The following is a 20,795-nucleotide window of genomic DNA, read 5'->3' on the forward strand; positions in this document are numbered from 1 at the left end:
CACCGCGCGGCTATCCGTTGCGTGGCGAGGTGCATGACGAGAACGCCTATGCCCTCGGTGGCGTGGCCGGACATGCGGGGCTATTCAGCACCGCCGAAGACCTGTCGGTGTTCGCCCAGATGCTGCTCGACGGAGGCGTGTACAACGGCGTGCGGGTGGTCTCCGATTCGGCGGTGGCGCTTTTCACGAAGAGGGCCGCCGGCCATCGTGCGTTGGGCTGGGATACCTGCGACGGCGGGGCGGGCTGCGGTCAGTACATGTCGGAGCGCGCGTTCGGCCACACCGGTTTTACCGGTACGTCGCTCTGGATCGATCCCGACCGGCAGATGTTCGTCATTCTGCTCACCAACCGGGTGCACGCCGCCCGCGCCCGCCGTCCAAGCAAGGTCATCGCCGATGTGCGGAACGACCTCGCTGACGCTGCGGTACTGGCGGTGATGGACGACCCCAATGGGGTCATGGCGATGCCGGTCAGCTTCCGCGCTGACTTAGCGCAGGACTGGAACCGCCCACTTCGCTCGAGGCGAGCCAGCAGCGCCGCCTCGCGCCGACGGGCTGCGGCCGCTACGCGAGCTTCGGTGAAGCGAGCTTCCGCAAAGAGAGCCTCGGCCAAGCGGTCTTCCGCCAAGCGTACCACAGCGAGCTCGTCGGCCAAATCGTCCAGCAGCAAGTCGTCCGCCTCCAAGTCCTCCGCCGGCGCCATCAAGAAGAAAGCGCCGGTCAAGAAGTCCGTGGTCAAGAAGGCGACGGCCAGGAAGAACACCAACAAGACGCGATAAAGCCGCATTGGCGGAACAGGGACTGGAGTTATCGGTTATTGTTCTTACATGGATCAGATCCAAGACCCGACGCCTGACGCGGAGCCAGCCAGCACGGAGATATCCGGTGCAGCCCCGCAGGACCCCTCCACCGGTGGCGCAATTTCCGCCGATCAGGCGCGCTTGGTGCTGCGGCGCGTCAAGGACCCGGATCTCAATATCAACATTGTCGATCTCGGGTTGGTCTACGAAGTGCACGTAAACGGAGCGAACGTGCAAATCGACATAAGTCTCACGTCTCCAGGATGTCCTTCGGGTCCGGAAATCATGGGCGAGGCCGAACAGCAGCTGCGCTTGATCCCCGGCATCGGCGACGTCACGATGAACCTGGTGTGGTCACCACCTTGGACGCCCGAGCGCATCGAGCCGCGCGTCCGCGCCTACATGGGTTTCTAGCTTTAATACTGTCCAGTTATGCTGATCGCCGCCGCCATTCGCGCGCGGCAGATCCACCATCCACCGCGTCGTCCGACACCGGCCGGCAAGGTCTTGGTCGAGGCGGCGATCACGTGAGCGGGGCCCTCGTGTGCTTCACCGCCGATCGGCGGGAGTGTTCGCGAATACGACGCCACTACGACATGTGGTTGTTCGCGTTGATCCGCAGTAATTCCGTTCTCGGCGATCGCTGACGAACAACTTCACCGTGGATTGGCACGAATTGTGGCGGATACATCGCAACGACAACAATTGCATGTGCTGCGCGGCGGGCGGACGCGGCGTCGCGCGACTCCGGCCTTGGAAGTACGGGTCACAGCGATCGTCACCATATCCGGACAGTGTTGCCTTTAGATCACCTTAATACGCTCAGGACAGCTTGACTGCCGTCAGCGCTGCGCGTTCAGCGCGCTCGGCGCGCACCAGACGGATCAGCAGCACTGCCACAGGCGCCAGCATCACCGCACCAGTCCAGAGCGCGAAATCGGCCACATTCGCCACGATCGTGGTGTCGCCGCTCAAGCGAATGGCAAGGAAGTCGGCCACGCCGTCGGGTCCGAAGAGCATGCTGAGCAGATTGCCCACCGCGCCACCGGCGACGAGCGCCAGCGCCCGCGTGGCCCGCCGATCCACTGCGGCCATGGCCTGCACTACCGACGCGATCATTCCAACCGCCAGTAACGTGACCAGCACGTTGAGCTGCCAGGTGTACGGTCCGACATGGACGCCGCCCGCACTCCCGGTGTTGAACACGACAAACAGTGAAAACCGCTCGCTGATCGGCACGACGCCGGTGGAGCCCAGGGACCGGACGGCGACGTCCTTGGCCAACAGATCGACGGCGGCAACGGCGGCCGTAATGCCGACAAAGCGGCCGCGGACCGTGTTGAACAGTCCATGGATGCGTGAAGCGCGGATGGTATCGAGTCGCATACAATTGGTAGGCGGAAGGATCGGACGAAACCGGCTTGGGTCTTGTCTACTTCCTAAGGCACTCTACGTGCCGCGCCGACATGACTACATCGAAATGTAGTTGGCGACCACGGCAGCGCTCGCTAAGCGCATTAAGCCATTGTAAAACTGTGAGTTGCACCGAATGGAATGCTGTCGGGAGCAACCGAGATCGGTCAGCCCATTGCGGTAAAGTTGTTGGGCGAGGAGCACACCTCGTGCGTCTCCGATACGATAGTAGCGGCCGCGCAACACTGCGGCCCGGCGGGCCGAGCGCTAGTCGGCCTTGTACGGCGAGTCCGATACCGTGGCGAACGGGGCTAACGCCTTCACGAAGCCCGGGCCAAGGACCTCGGCTTGCCACTTGCGGAGTTCGGGGAGCTCCTGCAGGTCATCGACGTGACGTGGACGACGGCGCGCCACGGCTTCCATACGATCGCGCGAGCAGAGCACGCCGGGATCGAGATCGAGATCGGTGGCGACGACGTCTCGGACCGCCTTGAGACGTGCGACGCGGTCATCGAAATCCGCCTCACGATCCCAGCGCGCCGCTTTCGCGAAGCGCGGCAGATCGGCTTCAGCGACCTCGTTGCCGCGCGCGATGGCCTGTAGCGCCTCCTGTGCACGGGCGTCGTTCATGCCGCGCGGGAAGCCCTTGACGGCGAAAAGCGTGTCCCGCGATATCGGTGCGAGACGGGTGAGATCGAGCAGCGTTTCATTGCCGGCTACGCGGAACGTGGCGCGATCGAGTTCCGCTGCGATGGAATCACGCCACTTCACCAGTTCACGAAGACGCGCGAGTTCTCGACGGGTGAGATCGCGCGCGCCCTTCATACGCAGAAAGCTGTTCTCGGCCTGATCGGGATCCCACCGCGTGGTTTCCGCGCGCACGAATTCTTCCTGAGCCCAGTGCCAGCGCCCCTTCGCCACCAGTTGCTGATGCAGCTGGTCGCGAAGCCCGAGCAGGTGGCGTGTGTCTTGCGCTGCATAGTCGAGCATGTCTGCCGTAAGCGGACGCATACTCCAGTCGGCACGCTGATGCTTCTTGTCGAGCTTCAGACCGAAATATTGTTCCAGCAACGCCGCGAGACCGAACGCCCGAATTCCCAGCAACTGCGCCGCTACGCGCGTATCGAAGAGATTCTTCACCTGCCATCCATAATCCTGATGCAGCAACCGCAGATCATAATCGGCATCGTGCAACACGATTTCGACCTGCGGATCTTCGATCAGCGCGCCCAATCGCGCCGGCTTGCCGATCGGCAGCGGATCAATCACGGCTTCATGACGATCGGTCGACAGCTGCAGCAGATAGATGCGGTCGACGAAGCGGTGAAAACTCGCGCCCTCTGTGTCGAGCGCGAGGGCACGAACCGGCGGGAGATTCGCGAGGAACTGATCGACGGCGTCGACCGTATCGAGATAAAGCGGAGCGGATGCTGACATGGCAGTCGGAAAGGTACATCGGTCCTCTTCACAGAGGGGGAAATTTGCCGAATGAATGCGACTGGAACCTACCGCACGGCGTCGGCGTGTTCTTCGCAGTAGTTTCGTCGATATGACCACTGTCGATCAGAATCTGCTTCCCGAGCCCCTCGCCCCCGAGCGGCGGGGCTGGCGTACGGCCGATCTCGCCCGGACGTCCATCGTTGCCCTTGCCGTATGGTTTGGGCTGCAGCTGCTCTGGTCCGTGAGCTCGCTTGTCTTTCTCGTGTTTCTCGCGACGCTCTTTGGCCTCGCGGTCGGTCGGGGGGTGGACTACCTGGAGCGCTTTAAGATCCGGCGCGGTATCGCCTCGGCGCTCCTCGTGCTTGGGACCTTGGGCACGATCGGGGGCGTGCTCGCCTGGACCGCGCCCACGCTCATCGAGCAGGGCAAACAGCTCCAAGCCGACTTTCCGGAAGCGATCCACAAGGTGCAGACGTGGATCGACTCCAAGCGGACCGGGCTGATGGGCACGCTGATCAAGTCGGCGGCGACGCCGCCGGCCAGTGCCGGCAGTCTGGCCGTCGCGGTCCCGGTAACGGTGGCAGGTCCATCGACCAGCGCGCGAAAGCCAACGGTTGCGCAGGCCATGCGCCAGGTGGCCGACTCGATCGCGGCGTCGCCGAGCGAGGCGATCAAGAAGCGCATCACCGAGCAACTGGGCGGCGCGTCGCGTTACCTGTTCTCGTTCGTGTCGAACACGCTGGCCGCCGTGGCTGCGTTCGTCCTGCTGGTGTTTCTCGCGATGTACATCGGCGCCGAGCCCGAGGTGTATCGCGGCTGGCTCCTGTCGGTGGTGCCGGCCACATCGCGGGCGCAAGTCCGTCTTGTGCTGGCAGAAATCGCGAAGGTACTGCGCAAATGGCTCGTCACACAAATGATCGCGATGGTGGTGATCGGTGTAGTCAGCATGATCGTGTTGCTGGTACTGGGGGTGAAGGCGCCATTTGCGTTGGCCTTCATTGCGGGGCTGTTCGAGTTCATCCCCACGGTGGGCCCGGTGCTGAGCGCGGTGCCGGCGGTGCTGATGGCGTTCGTGGACTCGCCCGAAAAAGCGCTCGCCGTATTGATCGCCTACTGGGGGATTCAGTTCCTCGAGAACAACCTGCTGATTCCGTATCTCATGCGCGGCGAGATGGATCTGCCGCCGGCGATCACGCTCGTGGCGCAAGCGCTGATGACGCTGGTGTTCGGTTTCGTGGGACTGATGGTGGCGGTCCCGCTCACGGCCACGGTTCTGGTGCCGCTACGTATGATGGCTGAACGCGAAAATGCCCGCGAGAAGGCGATGAAGCGGCAGAGCAAGCTGGACGACATGGCGCGTGCGGACGTCGATCCGGACACGGTGATGGACGTGGCGGACAGCGGTCCGGCACGGGGGTTGAAATGATCGCTCAACTTCCCGGGTATCAGGTTGGCTTCGATGATAACGGCGAGGGACTTCCCGTCGTCTTCCTGCACGGTTTTCCGCACGATCGCACCCTGTGGACGGCGCAGCGCATGTCGCTGTCGCCTCACGTACGCTGCGTCGTGCCGGACCTACGCGGCTTTGGGCATTCGAGCACGCACGGTCCGTTTTCGATGGACCAGTACGCCGACGACGTGGTCGCGTTGCTAGACTGGCTGCGGATCGAGGCGGCCGTGGTGTGCGGCCTGTCTATGGGCGGGTACGTCGCGATGGCAATGTGGCGGCGGCACCCCGAGCGCATCCGCGCCTTCATTTTCTCCGATACCAAGGCGGGGCCCGACGACGAAGAAACCCGCGCGCGGCGGGACGAGGCGATCGCGCTGGTGAAGCGTGACGGCTCGCGGGCGATCGCCGACGCACAGCTTCAGGGGATGCTGGGGAAGGAGTCGCGGGCCCGGCGTCCCGACGTGGTGAACACGATCCGGGTGATGATGGCGCGGCAGTCGGCGGCCGGGATCACGGGGGCGCTGCAGGCGCTCCGGGATCGTCCAGACTCACGGGAAACGCTCGGGACGATTACCGTTCCCACACTCGTGGTGGTGGGGGAAGACGACGTGCTGACGCCGATCAAGGAGGCGCGCGCGATCGCCGAAGCCCTTCCTGCTGCGGCGCGCGTTCGCATGGAGATCATTGCGGGGGCGGGTCACCTGCCGTGCGTGGAGCGTCCTGCGGCGACGACGCATGCACTCTCCGATTTCCTCGCGACGCTCGCCGATTCGGTCTGACCGACTCGACGACGGCGCCTTTCATATTCGCTCTATTCCGCCGTCGATGACTGCTACTGTTTCCGAAGCCGAACGTTCTCCTGCCGCCCGCATCGGGCAGGTGCTGTTCAAGAACCGGGGCTGGCTTCCGGTGCCGTTTCTGGCCGTGCCGCTGCTGGTGCCGGGCGTGCAGTCGCCGCAGACCTGGATTGCCGGACTGCTCCTGGTGCTGCTTGGTGAGTTGGTGCGGATCGCGGGCGTCGCCGCCGCCGGGACGGTGACGCGTCGTCGCTCGCGCGACGTGCAGCGCCTCGTGACCTACGGCGCGTTCGCGTGGTGCCGAAACCCGCTGTACGTCGGCAATTTTCTGGCGTGGATCGGCTTCACGGTGGTGTCGGGCGTGAACTGGTTCATTCCCGTCGCGATCGTGATCTTCGCGATCGAGTACACCTTGATCGTGCGCTACGAAGAAGGCGTGCTCGAATCGATTTTTGGCCAGGAGTATCTGGACTACAAGGCGCGAACGCCGCGTTGGTTCGGTCGTCCGCCTGGTGGGAGCACGGAAGGGCAGCACGATTGGGCTGAGGCGATCTGGAGCGAGCGCTCGACGGTGCTCCAGTACGTGGTCCTGTGCGGATTGTTCTGGCTCAAGAACCGCGGCTGGGCGTTATAGTTCGCTCGAGACCACACGACAGAAGCGGGCCGCGACTTCATGTCGCGGCCCGCTTTGCATCGCGTACGAATTCGCTTCAGCGCGTGGGGCGCCCCGGCGGATTTGGTGCAACGAAGACTTCCTTGTTCTTGCCGATGAAGCTCTTGAGCTGCACGGGCACGTCTTCTTCGGGGAAGATCGCGGTAACGGGGCACTCCGGCTCACACGCGCCGCAGTCGATGCACTCGTCGGGATGGATATAGAGCTGATCGTCTCCCTCGTAGATGCAATCTACGGGGCAGACGTCCACACACGACTTGTCCTTGACGGAAATGCAGGCTTCAGTAATGACGTAGGGCATGAGCGAAGTCTCGGGTCCGACGCAACCAGGAATGGTAGCGATTGAGAGGGGAAGATACTCGACGGTGCACGCGCGACAAGCGGAAAGGCGGCGGGAACTTATCCGCGCCAGGGCGGCGTTTCACCGCGTTTGAGCTCTGGATTTTCGCGGTAGAGCGTGAACGTGCGGCCGATCACCTGAATTACCTCGGCGCGCGCGCGCTCGGCGGCATCACGGGCGGCCTCCTTGGCCGTCAGGTCGCCCGCCTTGGCCACCTGCAGCTTCACCAATTCATGCGTGCGCAGCACGTCGTTGAGCGTGGCGAGCAACGCCGGGGTGAGTCCGGCGTGACCGATATGTACCTGCACGCTCAGGTGGTGCGCTTCCGCGCGCAACGCCGCGCGGTCCTTGCCCTTCATGCTCATGACTCCCTCGGGCGCCAGCGAGCCGGCGTCATGGACGCAGGGCATCGAGCGCAAAGAACGAAAACGGGTTGATGGCAGGACCGTCCCACCACGCACGCCCCACGGCCCGCTTCATCACCTGAAAATGGAGATGCGGCGAATCCGGTGGTGCATTGCCCGTGGTTCCAACGTAGCCGATCACCGACCCCTTGGCGACTCGGTCGCCTACCGCCAGCCCTTTTCGGTAGCGCTGGAGGTGGGCGTAGTAGTACACGAATCGCTGGTCCGGATCGCACGCGTAGATCACAATGCCGCCCACGGGTCCGGAGAACAGGCGGCCGATGATCAAGTCAGCCGAGGCCACGACGGCGGCGTATCGGGGGGCCAGGATATCGAGGGCCCCGTGAATACCGGACCCGCGCTTCGCCGTGTAGTTGTCGCGGAGCGAGCCGCGCGGGATCCCCTCCACCGGGACCATCAGCTGCCGCTCCCAGAGGGCGTCGAGGTCGTCAGCACCGACCCGCGCATCGAGCGGACCCAAGTGCGCCGGTGTCGGGCCAATCGGCCCCGCGGCTGCCGATCGTGGCACGGGCTCCGCCACGGACCGAATCGCGCGGGAAGTCGAACAGGCGGCCAACACGGACAGCAACGCGGCAGCCGTCGCCGGTCGCGCCAGCGAGCGCCACGCACTCACCCCCTGACCACTTCCGGGCGAAAAAACGGCTCGAGGTAGCGCAGGAGATCGTCCACCGAGTGCACCTTCGCCTTCAACTCGTCGAGCTCGTTGGCGCGCGGCAGCCGCGCACCGGCACGATCGGCAATCACCAACACGGCATCCTCGAGATCGAGATCGATCAGCGCGTACTCGCTCTCGAGATTGTCATTGGGATTCACGAGGTAGTGCGGTCCCACCGCGCCGTGGCGCTCAGCGAGGTACGCATACACCTGCGCCAGCAGCAGCTCGGGATACCGCCCGCGAAACGCGTCACGAAAACGCGACAGCCCGTCGCGCTCGATCGACGCGCGATTGATACGCTGAGCGCGAATCAGCGCGATGAGTCCGATGACCAGTACCACGATGGCAACGATGACGGTCAGACGCACGACGTTCGATGCCTCCGGTAAAAACCACGTTGGGAATGGGCTGCGTGCAATCGCACAACCCCCATATGGTACTCTGTCACAGGCGTCGGCGCGACGCTGTCGACAAACTTTCCTGATTTCGAGAAGACCCGCGTACAACGCGCCCCGAGGCGCGGGCGCTGGGGAACTGCAGTTGAGCTCGCCTCAAATGCTCGTGATTCATCAATTCGTCAACAGATTCGTTGACGTAATGGGCAAACCCGAGTTATACTATCCCTCATGCAGGATGTGATCGGGGCATTAGGAGGGTTTCGAGGAGTGCGAGCCGAGTTACTGGTGGCGCTGAAGAAAGCGCAGCCGCTCACAGCGCACGAGCTCGGCGAACAGTTCGGCTTCACGGCCAACGGGCTTCGTCGCTATCTCAAGGCCCTCGAAGAGGATGGTTTGGTGCGTTACGAGCGCGCGGTGCACGGCGTCGGAGCGCCGGTGTTTGCGTACTCGCTCACACCAGCCGGTGAGGCCCTCTTTCCCCGTAGTTACGTGTCGGTACTCGCTATCGCCCTCGATACGCTGCGAGCCGAGCATGGCACGGCGGCCGTGGCCGGCGTACTGGAGTCGGAATGGAACCGATTGGCCGACGAGGCCGAACCGGTGCTGGCGGCGCTGCCGCTCGAAGAGCGCGTGACGTTGGTGGCCGAGTTGTTGACGGCCAAGGGTTATATGGCGGAAGCGGTGCAGGTCGACCGCGCTGATGGGGAGCCTGCGGTGACCACGCTGCGCATTCACAACTGCGCGGTGCGTGAGATCGCGGAGCAGTTCCCGGAAGCGTGTGAGGCGGAAGCAAAGTTCGTGGAGCGGCTGCTTGGTGTTCCGCTGGTGCGCGGCGCGCATCGGAAGGACGGCTGTGGCCGATGTGAATACGGCGTGTTGAGCCACCCTTTGGCTGAGAAACAGGAGCAGGCATGAGTTCGACTATCGAGTCGCTCGTCAATCGCGAGTACCAGTACGGCTTCACGACGGATTTCGAGGCGGATACGCTCCCGCCCGGTCTGTCCGAGGAAACGGTGCGCTTCATTTCGGCGAAGAAGGGTGAGCCGCAGTGGCTGCTCGACTGGCGCCTCAAAGCGTTCCGCCGCTGGCTCACGATGACTGAGCCGCATTGGGGTAACGTGCAGTATCCTCCCATCGACTATCAGGCTGCGAGCTACTACTCGGCGCCGAAGTCGGTGAATCCGCTGGCTTCGCTCGACGAGGTCGATCCGCAGCTGCTCGAGATGTACAGCAAACTCGGCATTTCGCTGAGCGAGCAGAAGCGCATGAATGGCGTCGCCGTCGATGCCGTCATCGACTCGGTATCGGTCGGCACGACGTACAAGGAAGAATTGAGCAGGCATGGTATCCTCTTCATGTCGTTCAGCGAAGCGGTGCGCGAGCATCCGGAGCTGGTCCAGAAGTACCTCGGCTCGGTGGTGCCCTACAGCGACAACTTCTTCGCGGCGCTGAACAGCGCGGTGTTCTCCGACGGTTCGTTCTGCTACATCCCGAAGGGTGTGCGTTGTCCGATGGATCTGAGCACGTACTTCCGCATCAATGCAGCGGATACGGGTCAGTTCGAGCGCACGCTGATCATCGCCGATGAAGGCTCGTACGTGAGCTACCTGGAAGGCTGCACTGCGCCCAAGCGCGACACGAATCAGCTGCACGCGGCCATCGTGGAGATCATCGCACTCGATGGCGCGACGGTGAAGTACAGCACCGTGCAGAACTGGTACTCCGGCGACGAGAACGGGCTGGGTGGTATCTACAATTTCGTCACCAAGCGTGCGAAGGCGATGGCGAATGCGAAGGTGTCATGGACACAGGTGGAAACCGGTTCCGCGATCACCTGGAAGTACCCGAGCGTGATCCTGCAGGGCGACAACAGCGTGGGCGAGTTCTACTCGGTGGCGGTGGCGAGCAAGATGCAGCAGGCCGACACGGGCACGAAGATGATCCACATCGGCCGCAACACGAAGTCCACCATCGTGTCGAAGGGCATTTCGGCGATGAAGGGACAGAACAGCTACCGCGGCAAGGTGCAGATTCTCCCGAAGGCCGAGGGCGCACGCAACTACACGCAGTGCGACTCGATGCTGGTAGGCAATGCCTGCGGCGCGCACACATTCCCGTACGTCGAAGTCGGCAACAACAGCGCGATCCTCGAGCACGAAGCGAGTACGAGCAAGATCGGCGAAGACCAGATCTTCTACCTCAAGGCGCGTGGGCTCGACGCTGAGCAGGCGGTCTCGATGATCGTGAGCGGTTTCTGCAAGGAAGTCTTCAAGGAGCTGCCGATGGAATTCGCGCTCGAAGCGCAGCAACTCCTGGGGATCACGCTTGAAGGAAGCGTTGGATAGTGACTGCGAAGTGAGGGGTGGGGAGTAGGGAATAGGGGGTACTCCGCACTCCGCACTTCCTAATTCATGCTCCCTACTTCGTTTTCCGTACTTCGACTCCCCACTCCGTACCCCTACTCAGTTCTCATATGCTCCAGATCAACGATCTTCACGCTGCCATCGACGGCAAGCCCATTTTGAAGGGTATCACGCTTACTGTGAACGCCGGCGAAGTGCATGCGGTCATGGGCCCCAACGGTTCGGGCAAGAGCACGCTGGCGCAGGTTCTGGCCGGCCACCCGGCGTATGAAGTGACCGGCGGATCGGTGACGTACAACGGCGTCGACCTGCTGGAGATGGCGCCGGAAGTGCGCGCGCAGAGCGGGGTGTTCCTAGCCTTCCAGTATCCCATCGAGATTCCGGGCGTGACCAACGCGTATTTCCTGCGTGCCGCCTACAACCAGATCCGCAAGTCGAAGGGACTCGAGGAAGTCGATCCCATGGAGTTCCTCGACGTGGTCGAAGAGAAGCTCAAGCTGGTGGACATGGATGCCAGCATGATGAGCCGCTCGGTGAACGTCGGCTTCTCGGGTGGTGAGAAGAAGCGCAACGAGATCCTGCAGATGGCCGTGCTACAGCCGATGCTCGCCATTCTCGACGAAACCGACTCGGGCCTCGACATCGATGCCTTGCGCATCGTGGCGAACGGCGTGAACGCACTCAAGCGTGCGGACAACGCCACGATCGTGGTCACGCACTATCAGCGCCTGCTCAACTACATCGTTCCCGATTACGTGCACGTGCTGGCCGGCGGCCGCATTGTGAAGTCAGGCGACAAGTCGCTCGCGCTGGAGCTCGAAGCCCGCGGATACGACTGGGTGTTGGAGGCGGCGTGAGCACGACCGTGACCTTCCAGAAGCAGGCCAGCGCGTTCGCCGCCTCGGCGGCCGACAGCGCCCCGGCCCCACTCACTACGTTGCGCGCCGCCGGCGCCGAGGCGTTTGCGAGCCTGGGCTTCCCGACTACGCGCGATGAAGACTGGCGTTACACGAGCGTGTCGACGATCGCCACGACGCCGTTCGTGGCCGCGCTGGAGCGCGCCGTGGGCACGCTCGACGTGGCGGCGCTGGAGCCGTACACCTTCGGCGGCACGTGGCCGCTGGTGGTGTTTCTCAACGGCCGCTATGCGCCGGCGTTGTCGTCGATCGGCGCGCTGCCCGACGGTGTGCGCGTGATGGACCTCGCCACGGCGGCCGTGCAGGAGCCGGAGCTGCTGGCTCGCCATCTGGGCGTGTCGGCACCGGCCGACCGCGATGGGTTCACGGCGCTCAACGCCGCGTTCGCCGGCGAAGGCGCGCTGATTCACGTGGCCAAGGAGATGGTGATCGACGTGCCGGTGCACATCCTGCACGTGACCGACGCCAACGGCGCTGGTGTGATGAGCCATCCGCGTCACGTGCTGATTGCCGAGCGGCATGCGAAGGCGGCGGTGATCGAGAGTTATGTGTCACTGGCCGACGTGTCGTACTTCACGAACACCGTGGTCGAGGTCTACGTGGACAACGGCGCCACGCTGCAGCTGCTGCGCATTCAGCGGGAGTCGCCCACGGCGTTTCATGTGGGTACGGTGGAAGCGCGTCAGGGTCGCGACAGTCACTTCATGGCGTTCACCTTCCAGACTGGTGCGGCGCTCTCGCGCAGCAACGTGTTCACCGTACTGGCGGGCGAAGGCTGCGGCACCACACTGAACGGCCTGTACATGCTGGGCGACACGCAGCATGGCGATCATCAGACGCGCGTCGAGCATGTCGCGCCGAACTGCTTCAGCCGCGAGGCGTACAAAGGCCTGCTTGACGACGCTTCGCACGGCGTGTTCAACGGCAAGGTGTACGTGCACCCCGAAGCGCAGAAGACCGATGGCAAGCAGACCAACAATACGCTGCTGTTGTCGAAGGACGCGCGGATCGACACCAAGCCACAGCTCGAGATCTTCGCCGACGACGTGAAGTGCACCCACGGCGCGACCGTGGGGCGCATCGACGAGACGGCGCTGTTCTACCTGAAGAGCCGCGGCGTTGGCCAGTTGCTGGCGCGCCAGTTGCTCATGTATGCCTTTGCCGCCGACGTGCTCGAGACCATCGAGAACGACGCCGTGAAGGAATCGCTGCAGCAGCTGACGATGGTGCGGTTCACGGGTGAGACACATCACTGACTGCGACGTAAGGAGTTGAACTTTTGTGAGCTGTGAGTGGTGAGTTCAGGTTCGGAGTCGTGCGTACTTACAACCCGAAACTTGAACTCATCACCCGAGACTCACCGGCTTCACCATAGGCATCATGTCCGACCTTCAAGAGCTTTACCAGTCCGTCATCCTCGACCACAACCGGAAGCCGCGGAATTTCGGCGTGCTCGAGGGCTCGAATCGGGCGGCGGATGGCAAGAATCCGCTGTGCGGTGACGAAGTCCATGTCGCGCTGCACGTCGTCGACGACGTCATCACCGATGTGAAGTTCACCGGTCACGGTTGTGCGATTTCCAAGGCATCGGCATCGCTCATGACGGCGGCGGTGAAGGGCAAGACGCGCACGGAGGCGGAGGCGCTCTTTCAGCGATTCCACGCGCTGGTGCTTGGGCAGGACGCCAGCGGCGGGAAAGATCTCGGGCCGCTGGTGGTGTTCTCGGGCGTGTCGCGCTTTCCGGTGCGCGTGAAGTGTGCGTCGTTGGCGTGGCATACGCTCAAGGCGGCGCTCGACGACGGGCCGACCGATCCGGTCCCCTCGGTCAGTATCGACGCGTGAGTGTGCCCGCAGGGTTCGTCCGTGCGGCGGCGCTGCGTGACATCGACGTCGGACTGCCGCTGGGCGTGGTGATGAGTGACGGTCGGCGGGTGTGCCTGGTGCGCCACGAAGACACGGTGCACGCGGTGGACGATCGCTGTCCGCACCGTGATTTCGCGATTTCCGGCGGTGATCTGGTGGAACCATGTGTGCTCGAGTGTCCTTGGCATGGTGCGCGCTTCGATGTGCGAACCGGCGCGGTGCTCTCCGGTCCATCCACCGACGATCTGGGTACGTATGCCGTGCAGGTCACCGATGGTGAGGTCTTCGTAGGTTTGCATTTGAGAGTTAAGAGCTAGTCATCGAGAGGTTCTATGTCGCTCCGGTCCCTGGCGCCCCGCGCTGATTTCCCCTTGCTCGCCGCCAACCCGGGGCTGCACTACCTCGACTCGGCCGCCACGTCGCAGAAGCCGAAGGCGATGCTCGATGCGCTGCGCCATTTCTACGAGACGGCGAACGCCAATCCGCATCGCGGCGCCTACGCGCTGTCGGCGTTGGCCACCGATGCGTACCACGATGCGCGCGCGACCATCGCGCGGTTCGTCGGCGTGGCCGACGCCGACTGTCTGATCTTCACGCGCGGCACCACCGAGTCGATGAACCTGGTGTCGTCGAGCTGGGGCGGCGCGCACGTGGGGCCCGGCGATGAGATCGTGGTGTCGGCGCTCGAACATCATGCGAACTTCGTGACCTGGCAGCAGCTTGCGCTGCGCACCGGGGCCACGCTGCGCATCGTGGAGCTCACGCCCACGCAGACCATCGATCTCGACATGCTGCGCGACGTGGTCAGCGCGCGCACCAAAATTGTCGCCATTACGCACGTGTCGAACGCGGTGGGCTCGATCACGCCGCTGCAGGAGGTGGTGCGCATTGTGCGCTCGCGTTCGGCGGCCGTGATCGTGGTGGATGGTGCCCAGGCGGTGCCGCACCTTGCGGTCAACTTCGATGCGCTCGACATCGACTTTTACGCCTTCAGCGGTCACAAGCTGCTCGGGCCGATGGGGATCGGCGTGCTGGTCGGCCGGCGCGCGTTGCTGGAAGCGATGCCGCCCTATCAGTTCGGCGGCGACATGATCGAGTGGGTGCGTGACACCGACAGCACCTGGAATGTGCTACCACACAAGTTCGAGGCCGGCACCCCCAACGCAGCGGATGCAGTGGCGCTGGCGGCCGCTGTGCGGTATCTGCAGGAGCTGGGCATGGACAAGGTGCGCGCGCATGAGGTCGCGCTTCTGGAGGCGGCTGAGGCCAGCGTACGGGCCCTGCCGGGTGTCACGGTGTACGGTCCGCCGCCGGCGCAGCGGAGCGGCGTGCTCAGTTTCTCGCTGGCCGATGTGCATCCGCACGACCTCGCCACGATTCTGGATCAGCATGGCGTGTGTATCCGGGCCGGCCATCACTGCGCGCAGCCCCTCATGCGGCGGCTCGGCGTGAGCGCCACGGCGCGTGCCAGCTTTTACGTGTACAGCGACGGCAGCGATGTAGACGCGCTGGTCGGCGCACTGGCGGCGGCGCAGCAGCTGTTCGCGACCGTCGGTTGAGCGAGACTCGAGTGACGGATTGACGTCGGTGACTACGGTCGCTCCCGTGTCCGCCAGCATCGCGGCGATGTACCAGGACGCGTTGCTGTCCCACCATCGCGCGCCGCACAACCGGCGGGTGATCGAAGCACCCAGTGCCAGCGGGGCGCGCAAGAATCCCGTGTGCGGTGACGAGATCACCGTCATGGTGTCGCTCGTGGGGGACGTGGTGCAGGATGTGGCCTTCACCGGACGCGGCTGCTCGATCTCCACCGCGTCGGCGTCGATGATGACCGACGCCGTGCAGGGGCTCGCGATCGGCGAGGCGGTAGCGCTGGCCGACGCAGTGGACCGGATGCTACACCCGGCCGGTCGCAGCGCGGGTGCGCAGTCGGCTGTCGAGGCCTTGCCCGAGCTTCTCACCCCATTACGTGGGGTGGCGCCGTTCCCGGGGCGTCACGGCTGCGCGATGTTGCCGTGGCAAGCGTTGCGCGAGGCGCTCACGGGAAAACGGTAGAACGGCGATTGCCGTGCTGACGCAGTTGACGCGGTACACGCACCGCGTTCCATTCCATGCCATGTATGCACTCGCCATCATTCGCTACCGTCGCCCTTTCGAAGAGATTGCTCCGTATGTCGAGGAGCATCGGGCCTACTTGAAGGAGCTCAAGGCACAGGGCACGCTACTGGCGTCGGGTCCGTTCGATCCGCGTGTCGGCGGCGGACTGCTGCTGCGTCTGCCCGACGGCGATGGCATGGCGGCGCTCGATCGCATCCGCGACGGCGATCCGTTTACGCGGCGCGCGTTGGCGCAGTACGAATTGCTACCGTGGAATCCGGTGATCGGGAAGGAAGACCTCGACCGGTTGTAGTCGTGTCGATCTACCGCCCGCGGCAACTCCCCAGCACGGCCAGTGCATTCCCCACCGGACGTTCGCCACTGGGATCGGATGGTGTGTTCCGCACGCGCAGCGCGCCGGTGGCTTTGTCACGCACGACCATTGCCGACGAGCCGCCGCCATCGAGATTGACCGCTCGGGTCGCACCGAGTGCTTGCAACAACTCAGCCGTCTGCCGAAGGGTCATGCCCACGCTGTAGCCGGGCTGGCGTCCGTCGATCACGGCCAACAGCAGGCGCTGATGGTTGCCCACGCGGGAAATACCCGCTGCGGTGCGCGGATTGCGCCCCTGAAAGCCGGCGTTGCCTTCACGGTTTACGTCGCCGCTCACCACGCTGTCGACAAGCAACACGCCGCGTCCTCCCACGGTCTCGCGCGGCCAGAACGGTGTGATGCGCCGCTGCACCGAAACCGTATCGCCGATCACGGCCCGCACGCGTATGGCGGGCGGAACGACGAACAGCAGCGTGTCGCCGAACACCAACGTGTCGCCGGGTCGTGCCGCGCGTACGACGTACCGGCCGATGCTTGTGTCCTGTCGCACAGGCACGATGGGATCGAGCCGCAGGGCGCGGGTGCGCACCAGTGTGTCGAGCGGCACACCCCAGCGGGTGTCGACGAGTCCAGCGCGGTTGGGCGCGGGGCGATTCCAGCTCTGCAGTTCGACGATGCCGTGGGCGGAGGTAACTGTACCGCTCACGCGCACGGAGTCGATGAACAGGCCGCGTTGCGCGTCGTACCCCAACAGCACGTTGGGGCCGGGGCCGGCGATCACAGTACCGCGCTCGATGTGCGCGTTGGTGAGCACGCCCGGCGGCGCAAACAGAAAGAAATCGGCATTGACGGCCGCGAGGGGGTGCGACGACGCCGGCAGTCGTGACAGCAGCACGCTGGTCGTGTTACGACCTATGGCGGTGCCCTCACCCTTCACCGCCTGCACACTGGCGCAGGCCGATATGTTCACGTCGAGCACCCAGGCGCGCCACGGCGCTTTCACGTTCACCAGTCGATGCAACCGCACCGCGCTGGAAAGCACTTCGGTCTCGATGGTGTCGGCCACGGTGGATGACACCTTGAACGGAAAGCGCGGCGCACGACCTAAAGCGAGGGTGCGACAGCCCGACAGCAATGGCAGCGTGACGAGCATCGGCCAGAGGAGAGATCGAATTCGCATTGGTGAAATATCTGTCAGTCGGGAGGCGACGGTGTGATCGGACACATCGGCAACCGCCAGAAAACGGAGGCCGCGGATTGCACGGAAACGACACGGATCTGCTCCGCTTTAGCGACCGGCGGCGGAGGCTCGACGATGCGCGCGCTGTTTCTTGATTCAAAAGCATAATACGATCTGGCCGGCGCGCTCTGGAAACGGCTCTCACGCCGATCGGCTTATCCGTGCTTTTCCGTGTAATCCGCGGCCTCCGTGTTCCAGCGGTTGCGGTCTCGCCGATCGGCCATCGGTAATGTTACCGGCCAGATCGAAAACAGCCGGAACACGGAGGCCGCGGATTGCACGGAAACAACACGGATCTGCTCCGCTTAAGCGACCGGCGGCAGAAGCTCGACGATGCGCGCGCTGTTTCTTGATTTCAAGAACAAAACGCGTGAGGCCATCACACTCGAGCGGCGGCCCATTGACCGTAGGGCCTATCCATACCGCCTCGTGAGCTGTTGCTGGTCAACAGCGAGCACGGAATGCAGCGCTAACCGAAACGTCCGTCGGCAGCCAACGTCGTGTGACAGGATCGTGCTATCTTTCACGTTATGGCACGGGAGTCGACCTGGCTGGCGCGCACGCACGCGCGCTTCGAGCAATGGGCTGACGCGGGGTGGTCGAACAGCGTGGTGTTCGGTTGGGGACTGCTGCAGGGCTGCGTCTTCCCCGGCTTCGCCGACTTGTTCTTCCTCCCGCTAGCCCTCGCGCGTCCGACGCGCGCCTACCGCTACGCGTTGGTGGCCACCGCCGGCACGCTGATCGGGAGTATCGTGTTGTATTTCGCTGGCGCCGAGGCGTTGGGTTGGCTTGAAGGGCCGGTGTCACGCTACTTCGCGGTGACGCCGGCCACGATCAACGAGTACCGCGCCACGCTGGCGACCTACGGAGGCTGGGCCATTTTTGCCAGTACCATGTCGCCGCTCTCCACCAAGCTCACGAGCATCGCCTCGGGTGCGGCCGGCGTCCCATTTCCGCAGTTCGTGCTGGCGCTGGCCGCGGGACGGTTCACGCGCACGATGGTGTTTGCATGGCTAGTGCGTCACGGCGGCGCCGAGGCGGTCTCGCGATTCACCAAGCACCGTCCCGTGGCTGCAGCCCAGCCGTCGTCAACCGATTCGTCAACCCAGTCGTTATGAGTGAGCTTCCCACGGCGCCGAGTGGCGTGGATGTGCAGGGTACGCTGGCCTTTCTGCGCTCGGCCGAATCGCTGAAGTACATGACCCGCACGTCGTGGACGTCGCACGGTAGCCAGGAAACCGTAGCCGCGCACACCTGGCGGCTGTGTCTCATGGCGCTGGTGCTGGCGCCGCACTTTCCCGACATAGACGTGGGGAAGCTGCTACGCATTTGTCTCGTACACGATCTGGGCGAAGCCATCAGCGGCGACATCTCGGCCGCTCTTCAGGCATCATTGCCGAACAAGGCCGACCAGGAGCGGGCCGACCTGGTGCAACTGGTGCAGCCGTTGCCGGATACCGTGCGAGCCGAGCTCGTGGGGCTTTGGGATGAATACGAAGCGGTCACCAGCCCCGAGGCAAAGCTGGCCAAAGGCCTCGACAAGCTCGAGACGATTCTGCAGCACAACCAAGGCGTGATGCCCGCGGGTTTCGACTTTCTGTTCAACATCGAGTACGGCGCAGCGTACACGCGCGATCACCCGGTACTCGCGACGTTGCGCGGCGTGCTGGATGTTGAAACGCACCAGCGCGCTCGTGCGCAGGCAGCGCATGACCCAACGATGCACGACGCTTTGCGGTACGACGCCGCGACCCCGAAGGCCTCGTGAGTTACACGAGCTCACCCGGCTTCGCGTTTCGCACGTCGCACGATCGCGAAGGCGCACGACTAGGGTGGTTTACCACCCCGCACGGGGTGGTCGAGACGCCGGAGTTCATGCCGGTGGGCACGCGTGCCGCCGTGCGTGGCCTCGATATGCGCGAGTTGCGCACGGCGGGAGCGCAGATGATCCTTTCCAACGCGTATCACCTGTATCTGAATCCGGGCGACCGGATGGTGCGGGCATTGGGGGGACTGCATGCGTTCTCGCGCTTCAGCGGCCCCATGCTCACCGACTCCGGTGGCTATCAGGTGTTCTCGCTGTCGAAGTTCCGGCAGGTGCGCGAAGAGGGCGTGACGTTCAAGAGCATCTCGGACGGGTCACGACACAACTACACACCTGAACGCGTGATGCAGATCGAGCGCAATCTCGGTGCCGATGTGATCATGCAGCTCGACGAACTGATCGAAGGCGGCGCTGAACATGCGGCATCACGTTCGGCGATGGAGCGTAGCCTGCGTTGGCTCGAGCGTTGTCGTATCGAATTCGACCGCCTCGAGCGTGAAGGACGGGAGCCGGCCACGTCGTTTGCGGTGCCCGAGGGCGCGCCCCCGATGTATGGTGGCGATGTCGAACTCGAACGATTGGCACCACCACAGGCGTTGTTTCCGATCATCCAAGGCGGCACCAGCGACGATCTGCGTACGGCGTCGATCAACGGCATTCTACAAACGGGAGACTGGGCGGGGATTGCCATGGGTGGGTTGTCGGTGGGCGAGGCCAAGCCGCTCATGTACGCCACCTTCGACAGTTGTGCACCGCTGCTGCCGCGCGATAAGCCGCGCTACCTCATGGGCGTCGGGTTTCCCGACGATCTGATCGAGGCGGTGCGTCGCGGCATGGACCTGTTCGACTGCGTGGCGCCGACCAAAATGGGCCGGCACGGCACCGTGTTCACCGAAGACGGCAAGGTCTCGATTCGCAAGAGCAGCCACCGCACCGATCGCAGGCCACTCACCGACACGTGCACCTGCCCCGCCTGCACGGACTACGATCGGGCGTATTTACGGCATCTCCACGACAACGAGGAGCCGCTGGGGCAGCGACTGCTGGCGCTGCACAATCTGACCTTTCTGCTGCGCCTCATGGAGCAGATCCGTTCGGCGATCAAGGACGAGCGGTTCGAGTCGTGGTCAGCGGCCTGGCTGGATCGCTACCGCGCAAAAGGCGCGTAGCGACCAACCGCCTGCAACGCTCGTTCTGGCGTTATTTTATCGCCATGAGCGATCTGCTAGCCGAACTCCGGGCCCAGTTTAGCGACCGTTATCGTGTCAAGCGGGAGCTCGGTGGCGGTGGCATGAGTCGCGTGTTCGTGGCCGAGGAGATCGCGCTTGGTCGACGCGTGGTGCTGAAGGTGTTGCCGCCGGATATGGCGGCCACGGTGAACATCGATCGGTTCCGTCGTGAAGTGCAGTTCGTGGCGCGGTTGCAACATCCGCACATCGTGCCGGTGCTCGCCACCGGTGAAGACGCGGGCTCGCTGTGGTATTCGATGCCATACGTCGAGGGCGATACACTCCGCGGCCGGATGAGCCGGGGGAGCATGTCCGTGCGCGAAGTGATCACGGTCTGGCGTGATGCTCGATGCGCTGTCGTATGCCCACAAGGCCGGCGTAGTGCACCGCGAAATCAAGCCCGACAACGTGTTGTTGAGTGGTCGCCACGCCGTCGTCACCGACTTCGGTATCGCCAAGGCCGTGGCTTTGGCCACCTCCGCCGACGGTAGCTCGGCCGCGCTCACGGGCATCGGTTTCGTGGTGGGCACGCCGGC

The 20,795-nt window shown here is 64.0% G+C and carries 25 protein-coding genes and 1 pseudogene; 19 read left to right on the plus strand and 7 right to left on the minus strand.

Translation table 11 applies throughout. From position 1 onward, the window contains the following. Positions 1-779 (plus strand): serine hydrolase (locus ACESNG_RS06485; protein ID WP_373068290.1); only part of this gene is annotated, 779 nt, incomplete at its 5' end. Positions 780-827: 48 nt separating this feature from the next. Next, positions 828-1,214: a metal-sulfur cluster assembly factor gene (locus tag ACESNG_RS06490; RefSeq protein ID WP_373063849.1), complete on the plus strand. Its 387-nt coding sequence runs from the start codon at positions 828-830 to the stop codon at positions 1,212-1,214. 408 nt (positions 1,215-1,622) lie between these two features. Here the strand turns inward: ACESNG_RS06490 and ACESNG_RS06495 are convergent, their stop codons facing one another. Then, on the minus strand, positions 1,623-2,186 hold the full coding sequence (locus ACESNG_RS06495; RefSeq protein ID WP_373063847.1) for a signal peptidase II: 564 nt from the start codon (positions 2,184-2,186) through the stop codon (positions 1,623-1,625). 294 nt (positions 2,187-2,480) lie between these two features. Beyond that, positions 2,481-3,650 (minus strand): ribonuclease D, encoded by a 1,170-nt coding sequence (locus ACESNG_RS06500; protein WP_373063845.1) that lies wholly within the window; start codon positions 3,648-3,650, stop codon positions 2,481-2,483. 112 nt (positions 3,651-3,762) lie between these two features. Between ACESNG_RS06500 and ACESNG_RS06505 the strand changes: the two genes are divergently transcribed. The 3 genes from ACESNG_RS06505 to ACESNG_RS06515 are packed head-to-tail and all read left to right on the plus strand — an operon-like array spanning position 3,763 to position 6,534. Beyond that, positions 3,763-5,079, plus strand: a complete 1,317-nt coding sequence (locus ACESNG_RS06505) for an AI-2E family transporter (protein WP_373063843.1) — start codon at positions 3,763-3,765, stop codon at positions 5,077-5,079. Beyond that, positions 5,076-5,882 carry an alpha/beta fold hydrolase gene (locus ACESNG_RS06510; protein ID WP_373063841.1) on the plus strand — a complete coding sequence of 269 codons (807 nt, stop codon included), beginning with the start codon at positions 5,076-5,078 and terminating at the stop codon, positions 5,880-5,882. Before ACESNG_RS06505 ends, ACESNG_RS06510 begins: the two co-directional genes overlap by 4 nt. Before the next feature lie 46 nt (positions 5,883-5,928). Beyond that, entirely contained in the window at positions 5,929-6,534 is a 606-nt protein-coding gene (locus tag ACESNG_RS06515; RefSeq protein ID WP_373063839.1) for an isoprenylcysteine carboxylmethyltransferase family protein, read from the plus strand. A 76-nt stretch (positions 6,535-6,610) separates the two neighbouring features. Here the strand turns inward: ACESNG_RS06515 and ACESNG_RS06520 are convergent, their stop codons facing one another. From ACESNG_RS06520 to ACESNG_RS06535, 4 genes are all read right to left on the minus strand, one after another. Then, a complete protein-coding gene (locus ACESNG_RS06520; RefSeq protein ID WP_373063837.1) occupies positions 6,611-6,874 on the minus strand; it encodes an indolepyruvate ferredoxin oxidoreductase subunit alpha in 264 nt (87 codons plus the stop codon). 98 nt (positions 6,875-6,972) lie between these two features. Beyond that, positions 6,973-7,323, minus strand: coding sequence for a YhbY family RNA-binding protein (locus ACESNG_RS06525; RefSeq protein ID WP_373063835.1), 351 nt, complete (start codon positions 7,321-7,323; stop codon positions 6,973-6,975). Then, entirely contained in the window at positions 7,307-7,951 is a 645-nt protein-coding gene (locus tag ACESNG_RS06530; RefSeq protein ID WP_373063833.1) for a M23 family metallopeptidase, read from the minus strand. The genes ACESNG_RS06525 and ACESNG_RS06530 overlap by 17 nt, the downstream gene beginning before the upstream one ends. Beyond that, positions 7,948-8,361, minus strand: a complete 414-nt coding sequence (locus ACESNG_RS06535; protein ID WP_373068292.1) for a hypothetical protein — start codon at positions 8,359-8,361, stop codon at positions 7,948-7,950. Before ACESNG_RS06535 ends, ACESNG_RS06530 begins: the two co-directional genes overlap by 4 nt. 258 nt (positions 8,362-8,619) lie before the next feature. On the opposite strand from ACESNG_RS06535, the gene ACESNG_RS06540 reads away from it, so the two are divergent. From ACESNG_RS06540 to ACESNG_RS06580, 9 genes are all read left to right on the plus strand, one after another. After that, entirely contained in the window at positions 8,620-9,306 is a 687-nt protein-coding gene (locus tag ACESNG_RS06540; protein ID WP_373063831.1) for a helix-turn-helix transcriptional regulator, read from the plus strand. Continuing rightward, the gene (sufB, locus tag ACESNG_RS06545; RefSeq protein ID WP_373063829.1) at positions 9,303-10,736 is read left to right on the plus strand and encodes a Fe-S cluster assembly protein SufB; all 1,434 of its coding nucleotides are present in this window, start codon (positions 9,303-9,305) and stop codon (positions 10,734-10,736) included. Before ACESNG_RS06540 ends, sufB begins: the two co-directional genes overlap by 4 nt. Positions 10,737-10,864: 128 nt before the next feature. Then, the gene (sufC, locus tag ACESNG_RS06550) at positions 10,865-11,611 is read left to right on the plus strand and encodes a Fe-S cluster assembly ATPase SufC (RefSeq protein WP_373063827.1); all 747 of its coding nucleotides are present in this window, start codon (positions 10,865-10,867) and stop codon (positions 11,609-11,611) included. After that, positions 11,608-12,927, plus strand: a complete 1,320-nt coding sequence (gene sufD, locus ACESNG_RS06555) for a Fe-S cluster assembly protein SufD (RefSeq protein WP_373063825.1) — start codon at positions 11,608-11,610, stop codon at positions 12,925-12,927. Before sufC ends, sufD begins: the two co-directional genes overlap by 4 nt. Positions 12,928-13,051: 124 nt before the next feature. Then, positions 13,052-13,513 carry a Fe-S cluster assembly sulfur transfer protein SufU gene (gene sufU, locus ACESNG_RS06560; RefSeq protein WP_373063823.1) on the plus strand — a complete coding sequence of 154 codons (462 nt, stop codon included), beginning with the start codon at positions 13,052-13,054 and terminating at the stop codon, positions 13,511-13,513. Continuing rightward, on the plus strand, positions 13,510-13,851 hold the full coding sequence (locus ACESNG_RS06565) for a Rieske (2Fe-2S) protein (RefSeq protein WP_373063821.1): 342 nt from the start codon (positions 13,510-13,512) through the stop codon (positions 13,849-13,851). Before sufU (ACESNG_RS06560) ends, ACESNG_RS06565 begins: the two co-directional genes overlap by 4 nt. A gap of 15 nt (positions 13,852-13,866) precedes the next feature. Continuing rightward, positions 13,867-15,093, plus strand: coding sequence for an aminotransferase class V-fold PLP-dependent enzyme (locus ACESNG_RS06570; RefSeq protein ID WP_373063819.1), 1,227 nt, complete (start codon positions 13,867-13,869; stop codon positions 15,091-15,093). A 28-nt stretch (positions 15,094-15,121) separates the two neighbouring features. Next, a complete protein-coding gene (sufU, locus tag ACESNG_RS06575; protein ID WP_373063817.1) occupies positions 15,122-15,589 on the plus strand; it encodes a Fe-S cluster assembly sulfur transfer protein SufU in 468 nt (155 codons plus the stop codon). A 61-nt stretch (positions 15,590-15,650) separates the two neighbouring features. Then, entirely contained in the window at positions 15,651-15,944 is a 294-nt protein-coding gene (locus tag ACESNG_RS06580) for a YciI family protein (RefSeq protein ID WP_373068294.1), read from the plus strand. 10 nt (positions 15,945-15,954) lie between these two features. Here ACESNG_RS06580 and ACESNG_RS06585 read toward each other — a convergent pair whose 3' ends face one another. Next, positions 15,955-17,145: a phosphodiester glycosidase family protein gene (locus ACESNG_RS06585; protein ID WP_373063813.1), complete on the minus strand. Its 1,191-nt coding sequence runs from the start codon at positions 17,143-17,145 to the stop codon at positions 15,955-15,957. 590 nt (positions 17,146-17,735) lie between these two features. Here ACESNG_RS06585 and ACESNG_RS06590 point away from each other — a divergent pair. The 5 genes and pseudogenes from ACESNG_RS06590 to ACESNG_RS06610 all read left to right on the plus strand — a co-directional run. Further along, on the plus strand, positions 17,736-18,323 hold the full coding sequence (locus ACESNG_RS06590; RefSeq protein ID WP_373063812.1) for a YqaA family protein: 588 nt from the start codon (positions 17,736-17,738) through the stop codon (positions 18,321-18,323). Continuing rightward, entirely contained in the window at positions 18,320-18,973 is a 654-nt protein-coding gene (locus ACESNG_RS06595; RefSeq protein WP_373068296.1) for an HD domain-containing protein, read from the plus strand. Before ACESNG_RS06590 ends, ACESNG_RS06595 begins: the two co-directional genes overlap by 4 nt. After that, positions 18,970-20,199, plus strand: coding sequence for a tRNA guanosine transglycosylase (locus ACESNG_RS06600; RefSeq protein WP_373068298.1), 1,230 nt, complete (start codon positions 18,970-18,972; stop codon positions 20,197-20,199). The genes ACESNG_RS06595 and ACESNG_RS06600 overlap by 4 nt, the downstream gene beginning before the upstream one ends. A 44-nt stretch (positions 20,200-20,243) precedes the next feature. Beyond that, positions 20,244-20,588: pseudogene (locus ACESNG_RS06605) on the plus strand (protein kinase domain-containing protein); the annotation flags it as partial. Positions 20,589-20,601: 13 nt separating this feature from the next. After that, positions 20,602-20,795: protein kinase domain-containing protein (locus ACESNG_RS06610; RefSeq protein ID WP_373068300.1), on the plus strand; the 194-nt coding region annotated here is incomplete at its 3' end.

This window comes from Gemmatimonas sp. (assembly GCF_041689975.1).
GTDB lineage: Bacteria > Gemmatimonadota > Gemmatimonadetes > Gemmatimonadales > Gemmatimonadaceae > Gemmatimonas.